General features: G+C 63.5%; 14 protein-coding genes. 7 read left to right on the forward strand and 7 right to left on the reverse strand.

All coding sequences use genetic code 11. From position 1 onward, the window contains the following. Positions 1–45 precede the first annotated feature (45 nt). The gene (locus ACODSP_RS13980; RefSeq protein ID WP_488966178.1) at positions 46–3,354 is read right to left on the reverse strand and encodes a glycosyl hydrolase; all 3,309 of its coding nucleotides are present in this window, start codon (positions 3,352–3,354) and stop codon (positions 46–48) included. 63 nt (positions 3,355–3,417) lie between these two features. Next, positions 3,418–4,131, reverse strand: coding sequence for a TetR/AcrR family transcriptional regulator (locus tag ACODSP_RS13985; protein ID WP_488966179.1), 714 nt, complete (start codon positions 4,129–4,131; stop codon positions 3,418–3,420). Between the two features lie 416 nt (positions 4,132–4,547). On the opposite strand from ACODSP_RS13985, the gene ACODSP_RS13990 reads away from it, so the two are divergent. The 7 genes from ACODSP_RS13990 (at position 4,548) to ACODSP_RS14020 (ending at position 14,112) form a co-directional block, all read left to right on the forward strand. Then, complete coding sequence (locus ACODSP_RS13990) at positions 4,548–6,884, forward strand: TonB-dependent receptor (RefSeq protein WP_488966180.1); 2,337 nt, start codon at positions 4,548–4,550, stop codon at positions 6,882–6,884. A 79-nt stretch (positions 6,885–6,963) separates the two neighbouring features. Continuing rightward, a complete protein-coding gene (locus tag ACODSP_RS13995) occupies positions 6,964–7,881 on the forward strand; it encodes a sugar phosphate isomerase/epimerase family protein (RefSeq protein ID WP_488966181.1) in 918 nt (305 codons plus the stop codon). Next, entirely contained in the window at positions 7,874–8,278 is a 405-nt protein-coding gene (locus ACODSP_RS14000) for a C-glycoside deglycosidase beta subunit domain-containing protein (RefSeq protein ID WP_488966182.1), read from the forward strand. The genes ACODSP_RS13995 and ACODSP_RS14000 overlap by 8 nt, the downstream gene beginning before the upstream one ends. 27 nt (positions 8,279–8,305) lie before the next feature. Continuing rightward, positions 8,306–9,859 (forward strand): carboxylesterase/lipase family protein, encoded by a 1,554-nt coding sequence (locus ACODSP_RS14005; protein ID WP_488966183.1) that lies wholly within the window; start codon positions 8,306–8,308, stop codon positions 9,857–9,859. A gap of 52 nt (positions 9,860–9,911) precedes the next feature. Then, the gene (locus ACODSP_RS14010) at positions 9,912–11,243 is read left to right on the forward strand and encodes a family 1 glycosylhydrolase (protein WP_488966184.1); all 1,332 of its coding nucleotides are present in this window, start codon (positions 9,912–9,914) and stop codon (positions 11,241–11,243) included. A 59-nt stretch (positions 11,244–11,302) separates the two neighbouring features. Next, positions 11,303–12,496, forward strand: a complete 1,194-nt coding sequence (locus ACODSP_RS14015) for an MFS transporter (RefSeq protein WP_488966185.1) — start codon at positions 11,303–11,305, stop codon at positions 12,494–12,496. Positions 12,497–12,498: 2 nt separating this feature from the next. Beyond that, positions 12,499–14,112 carry a GMC family oxidoreductase gene (locus ACODSP_RS14020; RefSeq protein ID WP_488966186.1) on the forward strand — a complete coding sequence of 538 codons (1,614 nt, stop codon included), beginning with the start codon at positions 12,499–12,501 and terminating at the stop codon, positions 14,110–14,112. Between the two features lie 42 nt (positions 14,113–14,154). Here ACODSP_RS14020 and ACODSP_RS14025 read toward each other — a convergent pair whose 3' ends face one another. The 5 genes from ACODSP_RS14025 to ACODSP_RS14045 form a co-directional block, all read right to left on the reverse strand. Further along, positions 14,155–14,550 (reverse strand): ATP-binding protein, encoded by a 396-nt coding sequence (locus ACODSP_RS14025; RefSeq protein ID WP_488966192.1) that lies wholly within the window; start codon positions 14,548–14,550, stop codon positions 14,155–14,157. 37 nt (positions 14,551–14,587) lie between these two features. Beyond that, a complete protein-coding gene (locus tag ACODSP_RS14030; protein ID WP_488966187.1) occupies positions 14,588–14,923 on the reverse strand; it encodes an STAS domain-containing protein in 336 nt (111 codons plus the stop codon). Positions 14,924–14,927: 4 nt separating this feature from the next. Next, entirely contained in the window at positions 14,928–16,136 is a 1,209-nt protein-coding gene (locus tag ACODSP_RS14035; RefSeq protein ID WP_488966188.1) for a PP2C family protein-serine/threonine phosphatase, read from the reverse strand. Between the two features lie 3 nt (positions 16,137–16,139). Then, the gene (locus tag ACODSP_RS14040) at positions 16,140–20,186 is read right to left on the reverse strand and encodes a beta strand repeat-containing protein (protein ID WP_488966189.1); all 4,047 of its coding nucleotides are present in this window, start codon (positions 20,184–20,186) and stop codon (positions 16,140–16,142) included. Positions 20,187–20,254: 68 nt separating this feature from the next. After that, positions 20,255–20,742: hypothetical protein (locus ACODSP_RS14045; RefSeq protein WP_488966190.1), on the reverse strand; the 488-nt coding region annotated here is incomplete at its 5' end.

Here is a 20,742-nt window from a genome sequence, read left to right on the forward strand (position 1 = left end):
CCAGTCGGCGCGGATACTAACGGTCAAGAATTTTGACCGTTAGTATTATCGCGTCAGCAATTGTACCGGTCCCAGAAGACCGGAAGACAGCAGTGGGGCATCCGCACTATAGGCGGGGGCCTGGGTGTAGGTGATCTTTTCCGCCCCCGGCTGGGCATCGCCGATCAGGCGATTGACCCAAAGATTGGTCACCTTCACCTCAATCCGGTTCCGGCCCGGCTTCAGATGGGATGTGATCTCCGTCCGGTAAGGCGGATGCCATAGCAGACCCGCCGGCTGGCCGTTGATGCTGATCTCGGCTATATCGCGCACATCTCCAAGGTCGAGATGTACCGGTTGGTTTTGCCCGGTCCGGCCTTTTGGCAGATCGAATGTCCGGCTGTATGTGGCTGTGCCGGAGAAATAGCGGATGCCCGGTTCCGTCCGTTCCGTCCATGACATAAGCTGGTCGAAGCGGCTTTGGGCGGGGGCACCGCGTTCCGCCTGGAACTGCACCTCCCATGGCCCTGTCAGTTCAAGCAGGGGCCGCAGGGGTGGGGTTTGCAGGTCCAGCTTGTCCACCAGGGCGGCTTTGCGGAACAGCACGAAGAATGCCTCATGCCCATCCATTGTCAGCGGCAGATATGTGCGGCCCTCTGCGATCCGGTAGGATACCGGGTCTATGTGACCGGTTTCGGCCCGCGCCAGTTCCGGTGCCTTGCCGCTGATTCGGAAGCTGATCTCACCGTTGAGAGGGCCGGTACTGCGGTTGCTGACGAAATAAAGGTCGCCATCGTCCAGACGGCGGTGCAGCACCTGAATATCCCCCGCCAAGGCACCGGCATCCCAATCCGGTGTCAGGTTGCGGGTCTTTAGGGCTGTGTCCAGATCGGGATGAAGGCGGTCTGACGCCCAGAGCTGATCGGCCAGTGTCCGGAACGTACCGGCATCATCGGCAAGGCTCGGCGTGCCCACGGGTTTCTGACCCACAATCGTGGCACCCGCTGCCGCGAAGGCCGCGATCCGGCGCAGGACGGGCAGCGTCATCATCCGGCTGGAACCGCCCAGCACCAGAATGGGATAGCGCACCCCGCTTTTGCCCACCAGATCACCGTTTTCGACGGACAATTGGTTCAGCAGTGCATCTGCACCGACAAAGTCGAACGCGTATCCGGCGGGGATATCGGTCAGGGGGCGTTCACCATAAAGCCCGGTGATCGGCGCCTCCTCCCCATGGAAATAGGCGATATCCCGTTGCGACTGCCCCTGTTGCAGCAGGTAGGAGGAGCGGGCGAGATAGTTGGTCCAGCCCCGCGCCTGTTCGGCCCAGGTTTCACCCCGGCTGAAATACTGGCCCAGCACCGTGGCCAATGCCAGGCCGGGGACCCGCCCGTCGGTGAAGGGCTGATGCGGTGAGGTGTGGATGATCGGCCGGTTGACGCCTAGGGCGAACAAGGTATCTGCGGTTGGTTTCAGGTCGCGGGGTGAGAAGGCCCAGGGCTGTCCAAAAGCCGTGAAGGATTCGGCGGCCACCAGTTTCTGACCATAAAGGTGGGCCACCGATGCCGCACCCTGAAGGTCGGCGACATAGGTGGGCTTGGGCTGTCCCCCCTTGGGCAGCGTCCACATGGCGCCCATGGGAATGTCGGCATGACGCCGCATCTCCATATCGTCGCCAAGCTGCGGGCGCTGATCCTCCAGCGCTTCGGCATAGTAGGTCAGGCCATGGTCGCGGGCGGCCCTGGCCAGTACGCCATAATGGTTTTCGGCCAGCAGTTCGGCGATGGTGCGGCGGAAATCCCAGAGGAAGCGGTCGCTGGCCTCCGCCCCGCCAATGACGGCACCGGTCAGGGTAGGCAACCAGGGCAGGGCGTCATAACCCCGCCGGGACCGGAACTCGGCCAGCATCGTGTCGGTCCAGTTCTGCGGACCGGACTCGATACTGTCAGAAAGCAGGGCACGGATGCCCTTCTCCCCCATCAGTTCCACCCCCACCGCGTCGCGGTACATGCCGAAATAATGGTTGGCGTAGTCCCTGACATGCTGCGCGTTCAGCTTGTCTACCTCCAGCCCCGTTGCTTCCTTCGGCGCTGGTGCGTTCTGATGCCCGGTCAGGGAATATCCCAACCGGACGACACGCCAGTGTCCGGCGGGTGGGGTCCAATCCAGCGTGCCGTCGGGCCGCAGGTGACGGGTCAGGTCGATCACGTCCCCCGGCGCCGGGGCACTGCCGACGGCTTCGGCGGGTGTGGCGATGGCGTAATAGTCGGGAACGGTGGCAAACCCGGCCTTTTCCTCTGCCCGATGGATGCGCGGGGCACTGTCCAGGCGGAATTCGGAAAGGCGGTAGCTTGCCGGGGGAACCGGAAACCGAGGCAGGGCGACGCCGGATGCCACCGGGGGCGGACCGCCGGCGGAAGAGGCCTCCACCGACAGAGTAAGACGGAAATACCGTGCCGTCACCGGGGCGAAGGAGGCGGAGCGAACGGGGGAGCGTGTGGCGGGCAGGGTGGTGATTTCGCGGAAGGCGACGCCGTCGTCACTGGCCTCCAAGCGGACCAGTGGCGGGACGGGTGAACCAAACGCGCGCGCACCCGGCTGCCCGACCACGACGGAGCGGATGGTGACCGGCTTTTCAAAACTCTGCATCACCCAGGCGGCTGATGACGGGCCACCGAAGGGCAGGTCGACGGTATCGCCATAGCGTTCGTCATTCATCAAGGGGGCGGGAACCGTGCCGCTGCTGGCCGTGAACTGCGCCTGGGGCAGGGGATCGGCCTGCGTCCGCCAGGCCAGGACAGCAATATCCCGGTAGAAGGCGGGTCCATCCCCGCTGCCCGGCTTGATGAGGTTTTGCGGAACGTCCTGATAGGGGCCGGCCACGTCTGGCGGTGCTGATAAGGAAATGCGCTGCTTTCGCCCACCTGTAACGGTGGTGCCGCTCCAGACCAGCTTCTTCATCGCGGCCTCGGGCGTGACCCAGGGGCCGCCCGTTGCACTCCATCCGGGGGAAGAGGCGATGGCGACGTCCAGCCCCAGTTCCTGTGCCTTCGCGACAGAACTGCGGAGGGCATCCTTCCAGGCCGGCGACATATAGACCAACCGTTCAGGAACCAGTTGCGGCGTTTCCAGATTGCCTTCGAAAAGCTGGACGCCGCCGATCCCGGCCCGCTTCATCCATTCCAGATCAAGTTTCGCCCCGTCGGCACTGACATTCCCATTCATCCAGTGCCACCAGACATGCGGCCGTGCCTCTGCCGGTGGGTTGCGGAACTGCTGGTCCAATGTGCCATCCGGCTCCCCGGCCAGCACCGGGGACACCAGCAGCATTGCTGCGGCCAGACGAATGGCGCAAAGGCCCTTCGGCGTGATCATGATGTTCACTTTCCAAAGCCGGGGATTGTTCTTGAGGCCCGCGCAGCGTGGCGCCGGCGCTGATCAGTTCTTCAGATAGGAACTGATCATCTTGCACAGTTCCTGGACGACCCAGTCCGGGTGCTGCTGCGGCTTGGTCGGGCGCTGGGTTTCCGGCGTCAGCTGCCAGGCCAGGGCGAAGAAGATCATATGCAGCGCATAGGACGCCTTCAGGTCGAGATCGCCCGGAATGTCGCCCGCAAATTTCTTCAACGCTTCATGCAGCCGCTTCGCCGCCCGCTGTTCATGCAGGTCACCCAGCGTGGCGGCGGCCGGGTCGGTGGCGGCGCGGCGGATATTGAGGCGGATGAAAAGGGAGTTGCGCTTCAATACCTCAAAGAAATCAAGAACATAGAGCTTGATGAACTCATCCAGCGAGGTGGAGCGGTCAAGCGACTGCTGCTGAACCAGGGTTTCCGCCGCTTCGATCTCATGCATTTCGGCTTCAAGGACGGCGCGGACCAGTTCGTCCTTGCTGCTGAACCGATGATAGATGGAACCGATGGAGACGCTGCCGGTGCTGCTCACCTCGTTCAGGGTGAATTCCTCGCCATCGCGTTCCAGCATCAGATCGCGGGCGGCGGCCAGCATGCGCTTCAAGGAGGCCTGACTGCGTCCCTGCACCGGCTCCCGGTCCAGGCTGAGCGGGACCGGGTCACCCGACGGGACGAGAGCCCGGCGGGACCGCGCCGGGGATTGTCCGTTTTCAGGCGATTTCAGCTGTTTGACCATAAGCATTGCTTACTCCGAAGACGGCACATTTCGCAACGTCCGTTGCGAGAGATTTTCTGCCCCTTGATCCGCCGACTGTTCTGTCGCCGTCGGTTTTGTCCTACAGGCTGCTTCTCGCGGTGGGCAGAGGATTTGTTTCAGAACAATGGCTTATGCTGTCGTATCCGCCCCCTTCGCGATCCGCCGGCTTTCTGGAGCATGATTCATTCGGGGGGCAAACAAGGGCACTTGACATCGTCCTTCAACAGCCATACTAAAATTATATTCCAATTCGAGTTTGACGCAAGGGAATTGCGGCGGCCGGCAGTCGGCCCTGTCTCTTGATGGAAGTGATGTTTGGTCCCGGCGTGCTTCCGGGGCTTTGCGCCGTCACGCCCGAATTGGGGCTCACAAAACCAAGATAAAATTAGGGAGATGCAAGAATGAGAACGTGTCAGTCGATCAAGATGCTGCTGTTGGCCTCGTGCGCCGCCATGGTGCCCGGTCTTGCCCAGGCGCAGGCCCCGGCGGCATCGGTCCAGGATGATGTGCTGGCCGAGATTATCGTGACGGCGCAGCGCCGTAGCGAAAGCGTGCTGAAGGTGCCGACCAGCGTGGCGGTGGTGTCTGCCGACCTGCTGACCTCCAACGGGGTCAATGACCTTGCCTCGATCACCAAGCTGACGCCCAGCCTGCAGACCGGCATCGATGACACCTTCTCCATTCGCGGGATCGGCACCAACACCTATGCGCCGACCGTTGAGTCCACCGTGTCGCAGGTTGTTGACGATGTTGTGCTGGGCATTCCCGCCTTTGCTGCCAATGCCTTCTATGATGTTGCGCGGGTTGAGGTTCTGAACGGTCCGCAGGGCCTGCTGTTCGGCAAGAACGCCTCTGCCGGTCTGGTCAACATCACCACCGTTAATCCGGTTCTGGGAGAAACCAGCGGCTTCATCGACGCGGAGGGTACCAGCCGTTTCCGGCCCGGATCGAACGGCCTGGGCATCCGCAATCGCGCGGCCCTGAATGTTCCGGTCACGGAAACCAGCGCCCTTCGTATCGCCGGCACGTACAGTTCCCAGGACTCGCTGGTCCGCAATCTTGTGAAACCTGTGGGCCGGTATGAAGATGACGTCGAGGAGAAGGGTGTCCGCCTCAAGTTCCTGAGCGATCCCGGCAATGGTTTCACCGTCAATCTCGGCGGTGACTATTTCAAGCGCACCGGCATCTCGGGTTTCTGGGATACAACCTTCCGGTCGCTGGGTGCCAATACGCAGTACCGGACAATCCTTGGCGGTGCCGGCGTTGTTCCCGGCGCTGAGAACCTGGAAATCGCCCAGGACGGCCAATCCTGGCGCGATATCGAGATGGGCGGTGTTCAGGCAAAGCTCGCCTATGTCTTCGATGATGGTATGGAGCTGTCCAGCATTTCCGCCTGGAAGAAGATGGATCATTCCTACGCGAATGACTCCGATCAGACTCCGGTCAATTTCCTGAACGTCAATACCAACAGCACGCAGTATGATCAGTTCTCCCAGGAAGTGCGGTTGGCGCTTCCCGATGACGGTCCCTTTGGCGGTCAGGCGGGGCTGTATTACTTCCAGAGCAATACCGACAATGCGGTACAGCGCGGCGGTCTCAACAACATGCCCGCCGCCGTCCTGCCGCGCTTCCCCTTCTGTGTGAACGCCACCGTCACGGCGGGGCCGCCGCCGGCTTGCAGTGTCAGCAACCTTTACTTCCTGGGGCAGGATTCCCGGCTGGAAAGCCAGGTGCGCAGCTACGCTGCCTTTGGTCAGTTCAATTACGCCCTGACCGAGCAGTTGAAGCTGACCACCGGCGGTCGGTTGACCTATGACAAGGCCTCCATTGATCTGGTGGAAAACATCAAGAAGTATTTCGTCACGCTTGGCGTTCCCAACAATGTCAGCAAGGGCGATGTCGATAACACCAACTTCAGCTGGAAAGTTGGCCTGGACTATGACCTTGACCCGAACACCCTCGTCTATGGCTTCTATGGCCGTGGCTATAAGGGACCTGGTTTCTCCAACGCCTCACCGAAGGCGGGCGCTGATATCAGCGTGCGTCCTGAGATTTCGAAGGGTGGCGAGGTTGGTATCAAGTCGTCACTGCTGGACCGTAAGCTGATCATCTCCGCGTCGGTCTTCCATACCCGTTTCACCGACCTTCAGGTGCAGTCATTTGACGAGGTGCTGCAGGCCAACACCCTGAACAACGCCGCCACGGCGACCACCAAGGGTGCGGATCTGACCCTGCAGGCCCGTCCGGTACGGGGCCTGACGCTAGGGGCGTCGCTTTCCTACACGGATGCGAAGTTCAATTCCTATCCGGGGGCGCAGTGCTATGTGCTGCAATCCAATGCAAGCTGTGCCGTGAATAACACGTTCGACGCCGGCGGCTTGCGGGTCCCGCTGTCGGCCAAGTTCACCAGCACCTTGACGGCGGATTACACGGTGCCGGTGACCGACAGCCTGGATGGCGTCACGGGCGTCACCTATTACCACCGCTCGCCGCTGAACTCCGGCTTTGCACCGGGGATGACGGTTCCCACCACGGATCGCTTTGACGCCAATCTGGGGATCAAGGCGGAAAGCTGGTCGGTCAGCCTGTTCTGCAAGAACTGCTTCAACCAGATCAGGCCCTACGCCATCGGCAATGACGCCGGCGATGCCGTCAATGCCAAGACCCTGTCTCTGACCCAGCGGTTCAACTACGACTCCGTCCGCACCCTCGGCGTGCGCATGGGCGTGAACTTCTGATCCTCACGACCCCGCGGGGAGGCTGCGGCTTCCCCACGGGGCGATGCAGGAATTCCTGACCAAGAGGGAGTGCAACGCCTTGAGCGCGTTCAAATACGGGGTGTCGCTCTATAGCTACACCGAAGATCTCGGTACCGTGATGAGCCTGGAGGACGCTTTCGATCATGTCGCGGGCACCGGTTCCACGGGTATCGAAATCCTGGGTGAAACCAGCATTCCTACTTATCCGGAGCCGACATCGGCCTGGCTGGATAATTGGTTCGCCCTGCTGGACCGGTACAAGCTGGAGCCGACCAACATGGCGGCTTGGGTGGATACCCGCATCACCATTGGCCGCAATATGAGTGCGCAGGAGGGGACGGCGCAGATTGCGCAGGACCTGCGGCTGGCGCACCGGCTGGGCTTCAAGTTCCTGCGGCCCAAGTTCGGGGTGATCGATGGCGACCTGACCCCCGATCCGATCTGGGAGCCGGCTGTGGAACGCAATCTTGATCTGGCCCAGCAGTTGGACATCGTGATCCTGCCGGAAATCCATTCGCCGACGCCGATCCGCCATCCGGTGACCGATGCCTACATCGCCTTCATCGAACGGACCGGCACGAAGAATTTCGGTCTGATGATCGATACCGGCATCTTCCAGGACCGTCCCCTGAACAAATGGGGCGGCGGGGAAACGGACGAAATCCGCAAAGGCGCACTGAGTTTCCTCAACGGTATCAAGGTGCCGGTGGAGCATCTGGTCGATGTCATCAAATATGTGCCCTTCATCCAGGCCAAGTTCCATCACATCGATGAGAACCTGCATGATCACCACATTCCGTGGGATCGGATTATCCCCATGCTGAAGAAGCTGGGTTATTCGGGTTACCTGTCCAGCGAATATGAAGGTGCCCGCGACCCCTGGGTATCGGTTGAGCAGGTGCGCCGTCAGCACGCCCTGATCCGCAAACTTGAAGCCGAATACGATGCCGCCCACGGGGGGAGCCTCCATGCTTGAGCGCAGCCATATCCAGAGCACCGGTTTCCACAATATCGGCCCCGTTGGTGCGCGCACCGGCTTTGAGGTGCGTATCCGTCAGCCCAATTACCGCAGCTCCCGCCTCAGCCTGATTGAAGGGGTCGATCTGGTGATCGACGGGGTGGAATATCCCGCTGAACAGAGCCGCATCCGGGTGGGCGATCGGGAATATAGCCATGCGGAAATGGCCGAGGAAACGGTGGCCCGCCTCTATGTCGGCACCTTCTTCACGGTGATCGTGCCCAAGGAAGGTGGTCTGGCGCCGGGCGTTCACCATGTGGCCAGCTCCATCCGTTTCCGCCACCCCTATTTCCCGCCGCAGTTCCAGCCGGTTTTCGTGCGCGATGCACGGCACGCCACGATCATCCTGCCTTGATGGGCTGATTTTATTGGGGAGGGCTGAATGCGTTTATACATCATCGCATCTATTGTTGTTTTCCCTCTCCTGGCGGTCGCCGCGCATGCCGCCGATGTGACGGTGCGGGTGGATGCGGGCACGCTGGAAGGTGTGGCGCAGGATGGTATCCGCACTTTCAAGGGCATTCCGTTTGCGGCACCGCCGGTGGGGAACTTGCGCTGGCGTGCGCCGGCCCCTCCCGCCTCCTGGACGGGCGTGCGGCAGGCGAAATCCTTTGGCAATGATTGTCAGCAATTACCGTTTGCGGGGGATGCTGCACCCTTGGGTGGCCCCCTGGGAGAGGATTGCCTCTACCTGAATGTCTGGGCACCGGCGGACGCGAAGCCGGGTGTCCAATATCCGGTGATGTTCTGGATTTATGGCGGTGGCTTCGTCAATGGCGGTACGTCGCCGGGTGTCTATGATGGCAGCGCCTTTGCCCGCAGCGGTGTCATCCTGGTCAGTGCCAATTACCGTGTTGGCCGTCTGGGCTTCTTCGCCCACCCGGCGCTCACGGCGGAGGCGGGCGATGGCCCGACCGGCAATTTCGGTTTTATGGATCAGCTTGCGGCGCTGAAATGGGTTCAGCGCAACATCGCTGCCTTCGGCGGCGACCCGACGAATGTCACGATCTTCGGTGAATCCGCCGGTGGTCGGTCGGTGCATATGTTGCAGTCGCTGGATACCGCAAAAGGGCTTTTCAGCCGGGCCATCATGATGTCGGGCGCCGGGCGCCCCGGCAGCGTGATGAGCATGACGGATCGCAGGGCGGCGGAGGAAAAGGGTGTGGTCTACGCCCGGTCCGTCGGCATCACCGATACCGGACCCGCCGGTCTTGCAGCCTTGCGGGCGCTGCCGGCATCCACGCTGGGGGATGCAAGCATGGCGAGCCTGCTGAAAACCGGTGATCAGTTGATGATCAACCCGCATATTGACGGGCGGTTCGTGACGGATGAGCCGGAGCGGCTGCTGGCGGCGGGTCATGGGTCGCCCCACATCCCCGTGATGGTCGGTGCGACCGGCATGGACGGTTTTCCCCTGGACCGCGACCCGGCGCGGGCACTTGCCAGCTTTGGCCCCAGGGCCGATGAGGCCAGCCGCCTTTATGCCAGCCGCCTTTATGCCAGCCCCAATGACCTGATCATGGTCTGGAAGATTGCCGGTGACCGTGGGTTTATCGAGCCTGCGCGGTATGTCGTCCGCGCGGCAGCGGCGCGAAACGCCACCAGTTACAGCTACCGTTTTTCCTATATCGCGCAATCGCAGCAGGCGACGGCGATGGGGGCGATGCATGCCAGCGAAATTCCGTTTGTCTTCCGCACCATCAATGTCCGGTTTCCGGGGCAGGTGACGCCGGCGGACGAGGCAACGTCAACGGCCTTCCACGATTACGTCGTGTCCTTTGCCCGCGACGGTGTGCCCAGCGCAAAGGGGGGACCAGATTGGCGCCCCTATGATCCCGCAGCGGACAAGATACTGGATTTCACCCTGCAAGGTCCCCGTTTCATCGATGACCCGTACCGCGCCCGCCTGGATCTGGTGGAAAGCATGGCACCCTGACGGGTCACCTGAAACGGTCAAACGAAACAAAATGAATGAGGGAGTTGGAAACATGCTCACGAGGCGGCAAATCGGTTTGGGTCTGGCTGGACTTGGTGTTGCGGCGGCGGCCCGGCCCTTGCCCGGTCTGGCGGCAACGGGCCAGCGTCAGTTTCCCCAGGGTTTCCTGTGGGGTGCCTCCACCGCCGCCTATCAGGTGGAAGGCAACAATATCAATTCCGACGTCTGGACGGCGGAACGCGCGCCCGGATCGCCCTATGCCGATGTGGCCGGCGATGCCGCCAACAGCTTCATGCTGTGGTCTGTCGATCTTGATCTGGTCAAGAATATGGGCCTGACATCCTATCGGTTCAGCCTGGAATGGGCGCGGATCGAACCACGGCAGGGTGAGTTCTCCATCGCCATGCTGGACCATTACAAGCGCATCATTGAGGGTTGCCACGTGCGCGGCCTGACGCCCATGGTCACGTTCAACCATTTCTCCAACCCGCTTTGGTTTGCGCTGGCCGGCGGCTGGCACAATCCCGAAGCGCCGGCCCTGTTCGCCCGCTTCTGCGCCAAGGCGGCGGCCCATCTGGGGGATGGCATTGCCTATGCCGCCACCTTGAACGAGCCCAATCTGGCGGGCAACCTGCCTGCGGTGCTGCCGGCGGCGGTGGTCAACTGGCTGGTACCGGCGGACAAGGCCGCGTGCGAGGCGGTGGCCAAACGGTTCGGCGTGCCGCTTTTCCTGACCGGCAATAACATCTGGTATCCCGATCCGGTCGCCGTGCAGGTCAATCTGCTGAAAGGCCATGCGCTGGGTCGGCAGGCGATCAAGGCGGAACGTGGCAACCTGCCGGTCGGCGTGACGCTGGCCATGATCGATGATCAGGCCGTGGGCAGCGACACCAGCCTGCGCGACAGCGTCCGGGAACTGCTTTATGCCCCCTGGCTGCGCGCCGCACAGCAGGATGATTATGTCGGTGTGCAGAACTATGAACGCGCGTTGTGGGATGCCAAGGGCCGCGTGAACCCGCCAGCCGGTGGTGACCGCAACATGGGCGGGGCGGAGGTTTACCCGGCCTCCCTGGCGGGCGTGGTCCGTTATGCCCATTCCGTTGCCAAGGTGCCGGTGATCGTGACCGAGCATGGCGTCAACAGCCCCGATGATGGTGTGCGCCAACGTCTGATCCCGGCGGCCCTGACGGAACTGCACAAGGTGATGGCGGAGGGCGTGCCGGTGAAGGGCTATTTCCACTGGTCGCTGATCGACAATTTCGAATGGGGCTTCGGGTACAAGCCGCAGTTCGGGCTGCATAGTCTGGACCGCCAGACCTTTGCCCGCACGGCCAAGCCCAGTGCCGCCGTTCTGGGTGCCATCGCGCGCGCCAACGCCTGCTGATGAATTCACCGCCGGCGGGGCCGATGGTGCCCAGGGCCGGCGAAAACGGGAATGTGATCATGACCGACGTGACAAAAGCCGGTCAGGGGACGGTGGCCAAAGGCCTCACCCTGATCTATGCCCAGATTCTGCCGGTGATGGCGATTGTCTCGCTGTTTCCCGCCATTCCCAAACTGTTTGTGGAATTCGGGTCCAATCCCAATGCCGGTTTCCTGATCCCGGCCATCGTCACGGCGCCATCGCTCTGTGCCGCACTGTTCGCCCCACTGGCGGGGATCATCGCCGACCGATATGGCCGGCGGCGCAGTTTCATCGGTGGCATGGCGCTTTATGTGTTGGCCGGTCTGGTGCCCTTGTTCGTGGCCGATCTGAGCCTGATCATCGCCAGCCGTGCCGTGCTGGGCATTGCCGAAGCCTTTGCCATCACCATTTCCAGCGCCCTGATCGGCGATTATTTCGGTGAACAGCGTCACCGCTGGACCGCCTGGGTCGGCGTCGCCACCTCCGTGGCGGGGACGGGGCTGATTGCGGCGGGCGGTGCGCTGGCGGATATCAGCTGGCGTGGCCCGTTCTCCATCTATCTGGCGGCCGTTCCCGGTCTGATCATGGCGCTGCTGTTCATTGATGAACCACGCCCCACGGTCAGCGCACAGGGCGGCACCCGCCGCCAGCTGGCGTTCCCGTGGAAGCAGGCGCTGCTGATCGGCACCGTCACCCTGATCAGCTCCGTTCTCTACTATGTCGAACCGCTGAACATTGCCCGCGTGCTGGATGCCAAGGGGGCCGGATCATCGACAGAGATCGGCCTGATCCAGGCGGCGACCAGCCTCACCTATATCGCCGGCGCCTTCCTGTATCGTCGCCTGCATCACTGGCCCATTGGCCGTCTGCTGGGGCTGGCGGCACTGCTGATTGGTGCGGGACAGCTGGTCATCGGTATGGGGCCGACCTGGCAGATCGTGTCCGTGGGTGCGGCCATTCAGCAGCTTGGCGGCGGCATGGTGATCCCGGCCCTGCTGGCCTGGGGGCAGGCGATCCTGCCGCTGGAACAGCGTGGGCGTGGCATGGGCATCTGGGCCACCGCCTTCTTCAGCGGCACCTTTGCCTGCGGTGCCATCGTCGCTCTGGCCACCGGCCTGACGGGTGGCCTGACCCCGGCCATGACGGCGCTGGGTGGTGTCACCCTGGTCTTCGCCCTGCTGGCCCGCTTGATCCCGGCGGGCAACCGCCCCACCCCAACCGTGAATAGCTGATCATGACCGACACCGTTTACGACTATATCATCGTGGGGGCGGGTTCATCCGGCTGCGTTCTGGCCGACCGGTTGAGCGCCAGCGGCAGGCACAAGGTCCTGCTGGTGGAGGCTGGTGGCCGGAACGAGACCGAACTGGTCAACATGCCGCGCGCCTTCATGAAGATGTTCGGCAACCCCACGCATTTCTGGCATTTCCCGATCAAGCCGCAGCCGGGCCGCCCGGCGGGAGAGGTCTGGCCCTATGGACGGGGTCTGGGCGGGTCCAGTTCCACCAATGGCACCTGGTATCTGCGCGGCATGCCGGCTGATTATGAAGGTTGGGGACCGGAATGGTCCTGGACGGAGATTTCGCGCTGTTTCCAGGCTATGGAAAGCTATCGCGGGCAGGGGGCGCATCCCACGCGTGGTCGTGATGGGCCGTTGCAGGTGACGCAGCTTCCCTACCGTTCGCCCGCCATTGCCGCCTCAATCGAGGCGGGGGTGGAAATGGGCCTGCCCCGGCTGAGCGATATCAACACGCCGGGCACGCTGGGCATCGGCTATACCCAGGCGAGTGTGGATCGGCGGGGGCGGCGTGCGTCCAGCTACCGCGCCTTCCTGAAACCGGCCTTGTCGCGCCCCAACCTGACCGTGCTGACCGATACGCTGGTGGAGCGGGTGGAGTTGGAGGGCGCGCGCGCCACCGGCATCACGATCCGCACCGCCGTGGGGGCCCGCTTCATCAAGGCCGCGCGGGAGGTGATCCTGTCCGCCGGCGCCCTGCAAAGCCCGAAGCTGCTGCAGCTGTCGGGCATCGGTCCCGCCGATCTGCTGATCCGGGCTGGGGTGGCGGTGCGGCATGATCTGGCCGCCGTAGGTCGCAATCTGGCCGACCATGCGATGTTCTCCATGTCGTACCGGCTGCATAACGATCCCGGCTTTAACAGGGAGTTTTCTGGCTGGCGCCTGATGACCCACGTTCTGCGCTATTATCTGACCCGCAAGGGTCTGATGGCCTATACCTCGCCGGAGGTGACGGCGCTGCTGTCCCTGCACGGTCGGCCCGACTGGCCCGATGTGCAGTTCGGCATCGGCCCCTTCTCCATGCGCTCGTCAGAGGAGATCAAGGCCGATCCGGGGCGCGGCGCGCTGGAGGACAAACCCGGCATCACCGTCAATGCCATCGCCTTGCGCCCTAAAAGCCGGGGCAGCGTCGCGATCCGCAGCGCCAATATCGCCGACCAGATCGAGGTCGATGCCAACTGGTGGGGCGACCCGGCGGACAAGGCCTTCATGGTGGAGATGGTGCGGCTGGTCCGCAAATACATGCGCCAGCCCGCCTTGAAGCCCTTTGTGGGGGAGGAGATCGTGCCCGGTCCCCGCATGACAAGTGATGAGCAGATTGCCGACGTGCTGGAATGGCTGACCAGTCCGGGCGTTCACGCCACCGGCACCTGCCGCATCGGCAATCCGGCGGACAGTGTGGTGGATGGTCGCCTGCGGGTGCATGGGGTGCAGGGGCTGCGCGTCGTGGATTGTTCCGTCATGCCCGTGCCACCCGCCGGCAACACCAATGGTCCCGCCATGGTCATCGGCTGGCGCGCGGCGGAGATGATCCTGCGGGATGCGGAATGATGGCGGACTGGGGTGGCCTGGAAGCGGTGGTTGCCGTTCCGGTCACGCCGGAACATACGTGGCGCTGATCCGGTTCAGGCCGTCCGCAAGGTAGAAGCGGACCTGTTCGAAGCATCGCTTGATGATGCCGAGCCCGCGGCCAGAGGTGGCATCCAGTGCGACATCATCCGTCGCATTGTCGTAGCGTTCCTGGATGCCGTCCGGCATGGCGACGCCGGCATCGCTGAAATGTAGGGTAACGCGCTTGCCATCCAGTGCGCAGCCAACCTCGATCGAGCCGCTGAGATTTTCGAAGGCATGCTCGATAATGTTGTTGACCAGTTCCACCACCCCGATCTCCAGCAGGATGAAATCATCCTCCTGGAGGGCGGAGGCCGTGATGGCCCGTAGCCAGCCTGTGAGCCGTTCGACTTCATCGAGACGGGCTGGCAAGGACATGCTCAACACAGGCTCTTTGCGCATGGCAAGGGGGCTTTCAGCCGAGAGAGGCGGCAGCGCTTTCGACGTCGGGATGGATGGCGAAGACCTTATCCATGCGCGTCAGGGAGAACATGGTCTGAACCGATTTCTGCAGGCCGCAGATGGTGGGCCGCTGCTTCAGGCCCAGGGCCTTGATGATGGAGATCAGGGCGCCGAGACCGCTGGAATCGATGAAGGCGACGGGGGCCAAATCGATGACGATGCCATTCTCGGCGGCAGGCAGCTGTTCCAGGAACTGCTGCCGGAAGCGGACGGCCACGGCGGTATCCATGCGCGGCAACGCAACGGTGGCGACGGGGACGGAACCGATATGTCTGATCTCAATCTTCATTACCTCAATCTCTTGTCGCGACTTCAAAGGCCAGCACGCTGACATCATCCTCGAACCTCTCCCCACCCTGCCACGCGGTCAGGGTTTCATAGAGCAGGGGTTCCAGTGCGTTCAGGGGCCGGTCCTTCGCCTTTTCCAAAAGGGCGTGCAATCGATCTTGACCGAAATGCGTGCCGTCCGGGTGGGCGCATTCGGTCATACCGTCGGAATGCAGAATGATGCGTGATCCGCGTGGCAACGGGACCGTCACCGCCGTGTAATCCTCATGCGCCATCAGGCCCACGGGAAAGCCGCCATCACCGATCAGTTCCGCCGGCTGATCGGCCTGGATCAGGATGGGGCTGGGGTGCCCCGCCTGGCAGAAGGTCATGCTGTCGCCCGCCGGGTTCACCACGCCGCAGACCATGGTGAAATAATCCAGCATCTCGCCATCGGCCCGTGTGAAGCGCCGGTTCAGGTCCGCCACCACCGGATCCGGGCGGGGTGGTCCGCCATCCACGCCCGACAGAAAGGCCGCCTCGTCCAGCAGATGGTTCAGTGTCACCGACATCAGGGCGGCCCGCGCCCCATGTCCGGCCACATCGACCATATAGAAGGCGACTGATCCGTCCGGCAGTTCCAGGTAATTATACATGTCGCCCGACACCAGCGCCGATGGCAGCAGGCAGGAGGCGAAACGCAGCCGCCCGATTTCCTTGTAAGGCTCCGGCAGCAGGCAGCGCTGGGCCATTGCTGCCGCCTCCATATCCTCCTTCAGCTTCGCGTAGGTCACGCGCAACTGCTCGTTCGCCTCCGTCAGCAGCTTGTTCTTGCGCTGCAGGCGGTAATGCAGGCCCAGAAGCCGTTTCACCACCTCCAGCCGCGCTTTCAGGATCGGCGGACTGATCGGTTTCAGCAGGAAATCGTCGGCCCCTGCCTCCATGGCCGCGATGAAATCATCCTGCTGCTGGCGGGCGGTCAGCAGGATGAAGTGGATATAGTATGGCAGATGCATCTGCCGAACCGCCCGGCACAGTTCAACACCGGTGATACCCGGCATTTCCCAGTCACTGATGATCAGATCGACCTCCTGGCCGGCCTGGATGATGCCCAGGGCGGCGATGCCGTCGCCCGCATGGGTCACCTGGAACTCGTGCTGACGGATCAGGGCCGTCAGCAGTTTCCGCATCAGAGGGTCGTCATCGACAACCAGAACATGGATAGGTCGTTCCATATATCAGGTTCCAGTAGGGTCCAGGTGATGAAGCGGATCGTTGGACGGGTCGACAGAGGAACTTCCACCATCATGCCCGAACGGATCGGTGACGTGTAGCCCATCCGAAAGCAGTGCCCCATCAAGGCCACCCGTATCGGCATCGCCCATATCCGGCATCGGTGCGGCCATCATGGCGGCCATGGCCGATCCGCCATTGCCCATGTAATGATGCACATCATGGTGGCCCGCCGGGATCACCGCACCCGCCTGATCATAAAGATCGATGGAGATATCCCGCATGCCGCCCTCCGATCCGGGTTCCAGCGACAGGCTGCGCAGCACGGACTGATAGACCGACGCATCCGCCGTACCCGACAGGATCAGCGTATGGCTGGTGCCATCGAAGCCGCCATCCAGCAATTCGATATTGGTGCTGGCGATCATCACCTTGCCTGTGGCGGTCGTCTCCAGATGCAGGCCCGCCAGCGACAGGCTGTCGCCCTGATGGAAGTCCAGCGGATCCAGGCTGATGATGGCCCGCGACACGCTTTGCCCACCCAGCAGGGACAGGTCCATGCCAGCCGCGACCAGGATATCGTCGGACAGGGCGCCCGTATCGGCGGTCATGGCGACGGACAGGTTCGCGGACAGCGACGCCCGGCTGCTATCCGCCCCTTCCACCGCCGTGGCGGTGACCGTCAAGTTGACGGTGCCGCTGCTGCCATCGGGGGCCAGCAGCGACAGGTTGGGCAGATCACCCGGCGCCAGTGTCCAGGTGCCGTCATGATTGTCGGTCCCGGCGGACAGCAGGCCCCCCACCGGCACGCCGGCGATGGTGACATGCAGCGCCTCCGACCCATCCAGATCGGTCAGCGCCGATTGGATGTTCAGCGGGATGCCATGACCGGAAACGCCCACTGCGGCGGCGACATTCAGGCTGGGCATATCCGCTACCGGCAGCACGGTGACATGCAACTGCGCGCTGACGCTGCTGTCGATGCCGGCCAGACCGGTTACCTTGGCCGTGACGCCCAGGTTGAAATCGGCGTCGCTGTTGGCCGGCGGCGTCAGCTTCAACCCGGTCAGCTGTGCTGCCGTCAGGGTCCAGGTGCCATTGCCATTATTGGTGCCCGTTGACAGGCTGGCACCCGCCGGTACACCCGTGACCGTGACGGATACGGCCCCACCCACGCCCAACGCATCGGTGGCAATGCGCAGATCCAGGGGTACGGCCACATCTTCCCGCGTGGTGACATCCAGCGCTGCCAGATGGATGGCGGGCGTTGCCCCCTGTACCTGCAGGTTCACGGATGAGCTGACCTGCGCGATGGAACCGCTGCCCGTCTCTTCCGCACGGGCCGTGACCGACAGGGTCAGGCTTCCCGAAACAGTATCCGGCAGCTTCAGGGACAGGCCCGACAGCTGTGCCGCCGTGACGGTCCAGGTGCCGTTGCCGTTGTTTGTGCCCGCCGACAGGGTGGCCCCCGCCGGAAGATTGCCGATGGTGACGGTCAGCGTCTCTGACCCGTCAGTATCGACCAGCGCACTGTTCAGGTTCAAGGCCACCGTGGCCCCCTGCTGCACCGACAGGGTCGATGTCGGCACGGTCAGGGTGGGCGTGTCGGCCACACCCGCCACCGCGACGGACAGATTGCCGCTGACGCTGACCGCGTTTGCCGTCCCATCCTTGGCCGTGGCGGAGACACCCAGGGTCAGGGTGCCCGAATAATCCGCCGGCGGGGTGATGGTCAGTCCCGACAGATCCGCCGCCGTCAGCGACCAGACACCGCCACCCAGCGAGGTGCCATGGTTCAGCGTGGCACCCGCCGGCACGCCGGTGATCTGAATGCCGGTGATGCTTTCCGACCCGTCCGTATCGCCCAATGCCACCCCGACATTCAGTGCGATGGCGCTGCCCTCGCTGCCGCTGGCCTTGGCCAGGGTCAGGATCGGCGTATCGGTCACGGGCGCGATGGTGGCCGACACGCTCTTGAGGTTCAGATTGTAGTTGCCCTCCAGTTCCGAGGCGACGGCACCCACCTGGAAATTGATGGTGCCGCTGAAATTGGCGGGTGCGTTCAGTTTCAGCCCTACCGCCTCTGCCGCCGTCACCGACCATGTGCCCGTGCCGGCATTGTAGCGGCCCGCCGACAGGGTGGCCCCCGCCGGCAGCCCCTTCACCACGAAGGACAGGGCCTCCGACCCGTCCAGATCGCCCAGCACCCCGCCCAGCGACAGGGCCACCCCCTGATCCTCCGTCCCCGCCGCCGCAGAGAAGGTGACGGTGGGCAGATCGGCCACCCCTTCGACATTGACGTTCAGTAGACCGATCTGGGTGGTGAAGCCCAGAATCTTCACCGATATGCCCAGCTGGAAATCACTGCTGTCATTGGTGGGCGGTGTGATCTTCAGCGTTGACAGCAGGCTTTGCCCCACGGTCCAGGTGCCATCGGCATTCTTGGTGCCCGCCGAAAGCGTCGCCCCCGCCGGCACACTGCCGATGGTGACGCTCAATGCGCCCAGCAGGTTGAGGCTGACCAGGCTGGTGCCGATGGTGATCGACGTATCCTCCAGCCCGTTGATGGCCGGAAGTAGCAGACCGGTCAGCACCTGCGCGACCTGTGTCGCCACGCTGACATTCAGCGTCTGTGAGACCGAACTGGTCGATCCGCCCGCCGTGCTGGACTGTGCCGTCACGGTGATAGGCAGGTTGCCGTTGAAATTCAGGGGCGGTGTGATGGTCAGCCCGGTCAACTGACCCGGCAGAACGGTCCAGGAACCATCGCCATTATTCACCCCCGCCGACAGACGGGCCCCGTTGGGGATGCCGGACAGCAGGTAGGTCAGGCTCTCCGACCCGCCCAGATCGGACAGGGCGCCGGAGATGGTCAACGGGATGGCCGTGTGATAGGCGCCCGCTACATTGGCGACGGCCAGCGTCGGCAGATCCGCTGCCGCACTCATCTGCACGGCCAGACTGCCATTCACGGTCAGCGCATTGGAACCGGCCCCCATGCCGAAGGAGACGGACAGATTGAAGTTCTGGCTGTAATTGGCGGGCGGGATCAATTGCAGCCCTGTCAGGTCGGCCAGGCTCAGCAGATAGGACCCGTTGGCCTGCACGGTGCCATGGTTCAGCGTCGCACCCACCGGCAGACCCGTCACCAGCACCGTGTTGACATCGCCGGTCAACGCCACCGTCGACAGGCCAGGCAGAAGGTTCAGCGATATCGGCTGATCCTCCACCCCCAGCGTGGTTCCCAGGCTGACCGACAGGTCGGCATGGCCCAGGTTCGGCGCACCCAGGGCAGGCGCCACCATGACGGCCAGGGAACCGCTGATGCTAGCCTGACTGCCGCCCAGGCTTTCCGTGGTAATGGCCTTGACCGCGAGATTGAGCGTACCGCTGTAATTCTGCGCCGGGGTCAGGGTCAGGCCCGTCAGGTCACCCTGCGACAAGGACCAGCTGGTGCTGCCATCGGCTGCCACAGCGGCAACCGTGCCATGGTTCAGCACCGCGCCCGACGGCACGCCGCTGATGGTGACGGACAGCCGCTCCGACCCGTCCAGGTCGGTCAGCACGGGGGCAATCACCAGCGGAATGGCGGCATTGGCCAGCCCCGCCGCCGGGGTCAGCACCAGTGCCGGCGTATCGGCCACACCTGTCACGCTGACGGGCAGGGACACGGTGGTCGTGGCCAGAGACCCACCGACGCTTTCCGTTGCCTTGGCCGTGATGCTCAGGTTGAAACTGCCGCTGAAATTGGTGGGCGGCGTGACGGTGAGGCCCGCCAGCTGCCCGGCCTGCAACACGTACCCGACACCGGGCACCAGGGTCCCGGCGGACAGGGTGGCCCCCGCCGGCAGCCCCGACACGGTGTAGGTCAGGGTCTCCGACCCATCCAGATCGCGCAACTGACCCAGGATGTTCAGGGCGATGGGCTGGTCTTCCGTCCCCAGGGCTGGCAATACCGCCAGGGTGGGCGCATCCGCCAGCGGGGCGATGGTCACCGACAGATTGCCACTGACCCGCGTTGTGGTGCTGTCAACAGAGGCCGCCGCCGTCACCGTCAGGTTCAGCGAACCACTGAAATCGGCAGGCGGGGTGAGTTTCAGGCCTGTGAGCTGTGCCGCCGTCAGCGACCAGCTGCCATCGGCATTCCTGTCAGCTGCGCCGCCGTCAGCGACCAGCTGCCATCGGCATTATGGGTACCGGCAGACAGGCTGGCGCCGACCGGGACGCCGGTGATGGTGACGGCGAGGACTTCACCCGTGGCGGCCCCCACCAGCCCTGCGGCGATGGAGAGCGACACCGGCTGATCCTCCAGCCCGATCGCCGAAGAGATTGTCAATGAGGGGGCAGACAGACCCGCCCCGGTGCTGCCGGTGTTGGCACCGGTGCCCGTTTCGGTACCGGTCGAGCCTGTGCTGCCGGTGTTGGTTCCGGTGCCCGTCTCGGAGCCGGTCGAGCCTGTGCTGCCGGTGTTGGTTCCGGTGCCCGTCTCGGAGCCGGTCGAGCCTGTGCTGCCGGTGTTGGTTCCGGTGCCCGTCTCGGAGCCGGTCGAGCCTGTGCTGCCGGTGTTGGTTCCGGTGCCCGTCTCGGAGCCGGTCGAGCCTGTGCTGC

Source organism: Niveispirillum sp. FG156 (assembly GCF_057809555.1).

Excerpts from the sequence above, each read along its gene's own strand:
- ACODSP_RS13980 (WP_488966178.1), bottom strand. The coding sequence starts at position 3,354 with ATGATCACGCCGAAGGGCCTTTGCGCCATTCGTCTGGCCGCAGCAATG.
- ACODSP_RS13985 (WP_488966179.1), bottom strand. The coding sequence starts at position 4,131 with ATGCTTATGGTCAAACAGCTGAAATCGCCTGAAAACGGACAATCCCCG.
- ACODSP_RS13990 (WP_488966180.1), top strand. The coding sequence starts at position 4,548 with ATGAGAACGTGTCAGTCGATCAAGATGCTGCTGTTGGCCTCGTGCGCC.
- ACODSP_RS14000 (WP_488966182.1), top strand. The coding sequence starts at position 7,874 with ATGCTTGAGCGCAGCCATATCCAGAGCACCGGTTTCCACAATATCGGC.
- ACODSP_RS14005 (WP_488966183.1), top strand. The coding sequence starts at position 8,306 with ATGCGTTTATACATCATCGCATCTATTGTTGTTTTCCCTCTCCTGGCG.
- ACODSP_RS14010 (WP_488966184.1), top strand. The coding sequence starts at position 9,912 with ATGCTCACGAGGCGGCAAATCGGTTTGGGTCTGGCTGGACTTGGTGTT.
- ACODSP_RS14015 (WP_488966185.1), top strand. The coding sequence starts at position 11,303 with ATGACCGACGTGACAAAAGCCGGTCAGGGGACGGTGGCCAAAGGCCTC.
- ACODSP_RS14020 (WP_488966186.1), top strand. The coding sequence starts at position 12,499 with ATGACCGACACCGTTTACGACTATATCATCGTGGGGGCGGGTTCATCC.
- ACODSP_RS14025 (WP_488966192.1), bottom strand. The coding sequence starts at position 14,550 with ATGTCCTTGCCAGCCCGTCTCGATGAAGTCGAACGGCTCACAGGCTGG.
- ACODSP_RS14030 (WP_488966187.1), bottom strand. The coding sequence starts at position 14,923 with ATGAAGATTGAGATCAGACATATCGGTTCCGTCCCCGTCGCCACCGTT.
- ACODSP_RS14035 (WP_488966188.1), bottom strand. The coding sequence starts at position 16,136 with ATGGAACGACCTATCCATGTTCTGGTTGTCGATGACGACCCTCTGATG.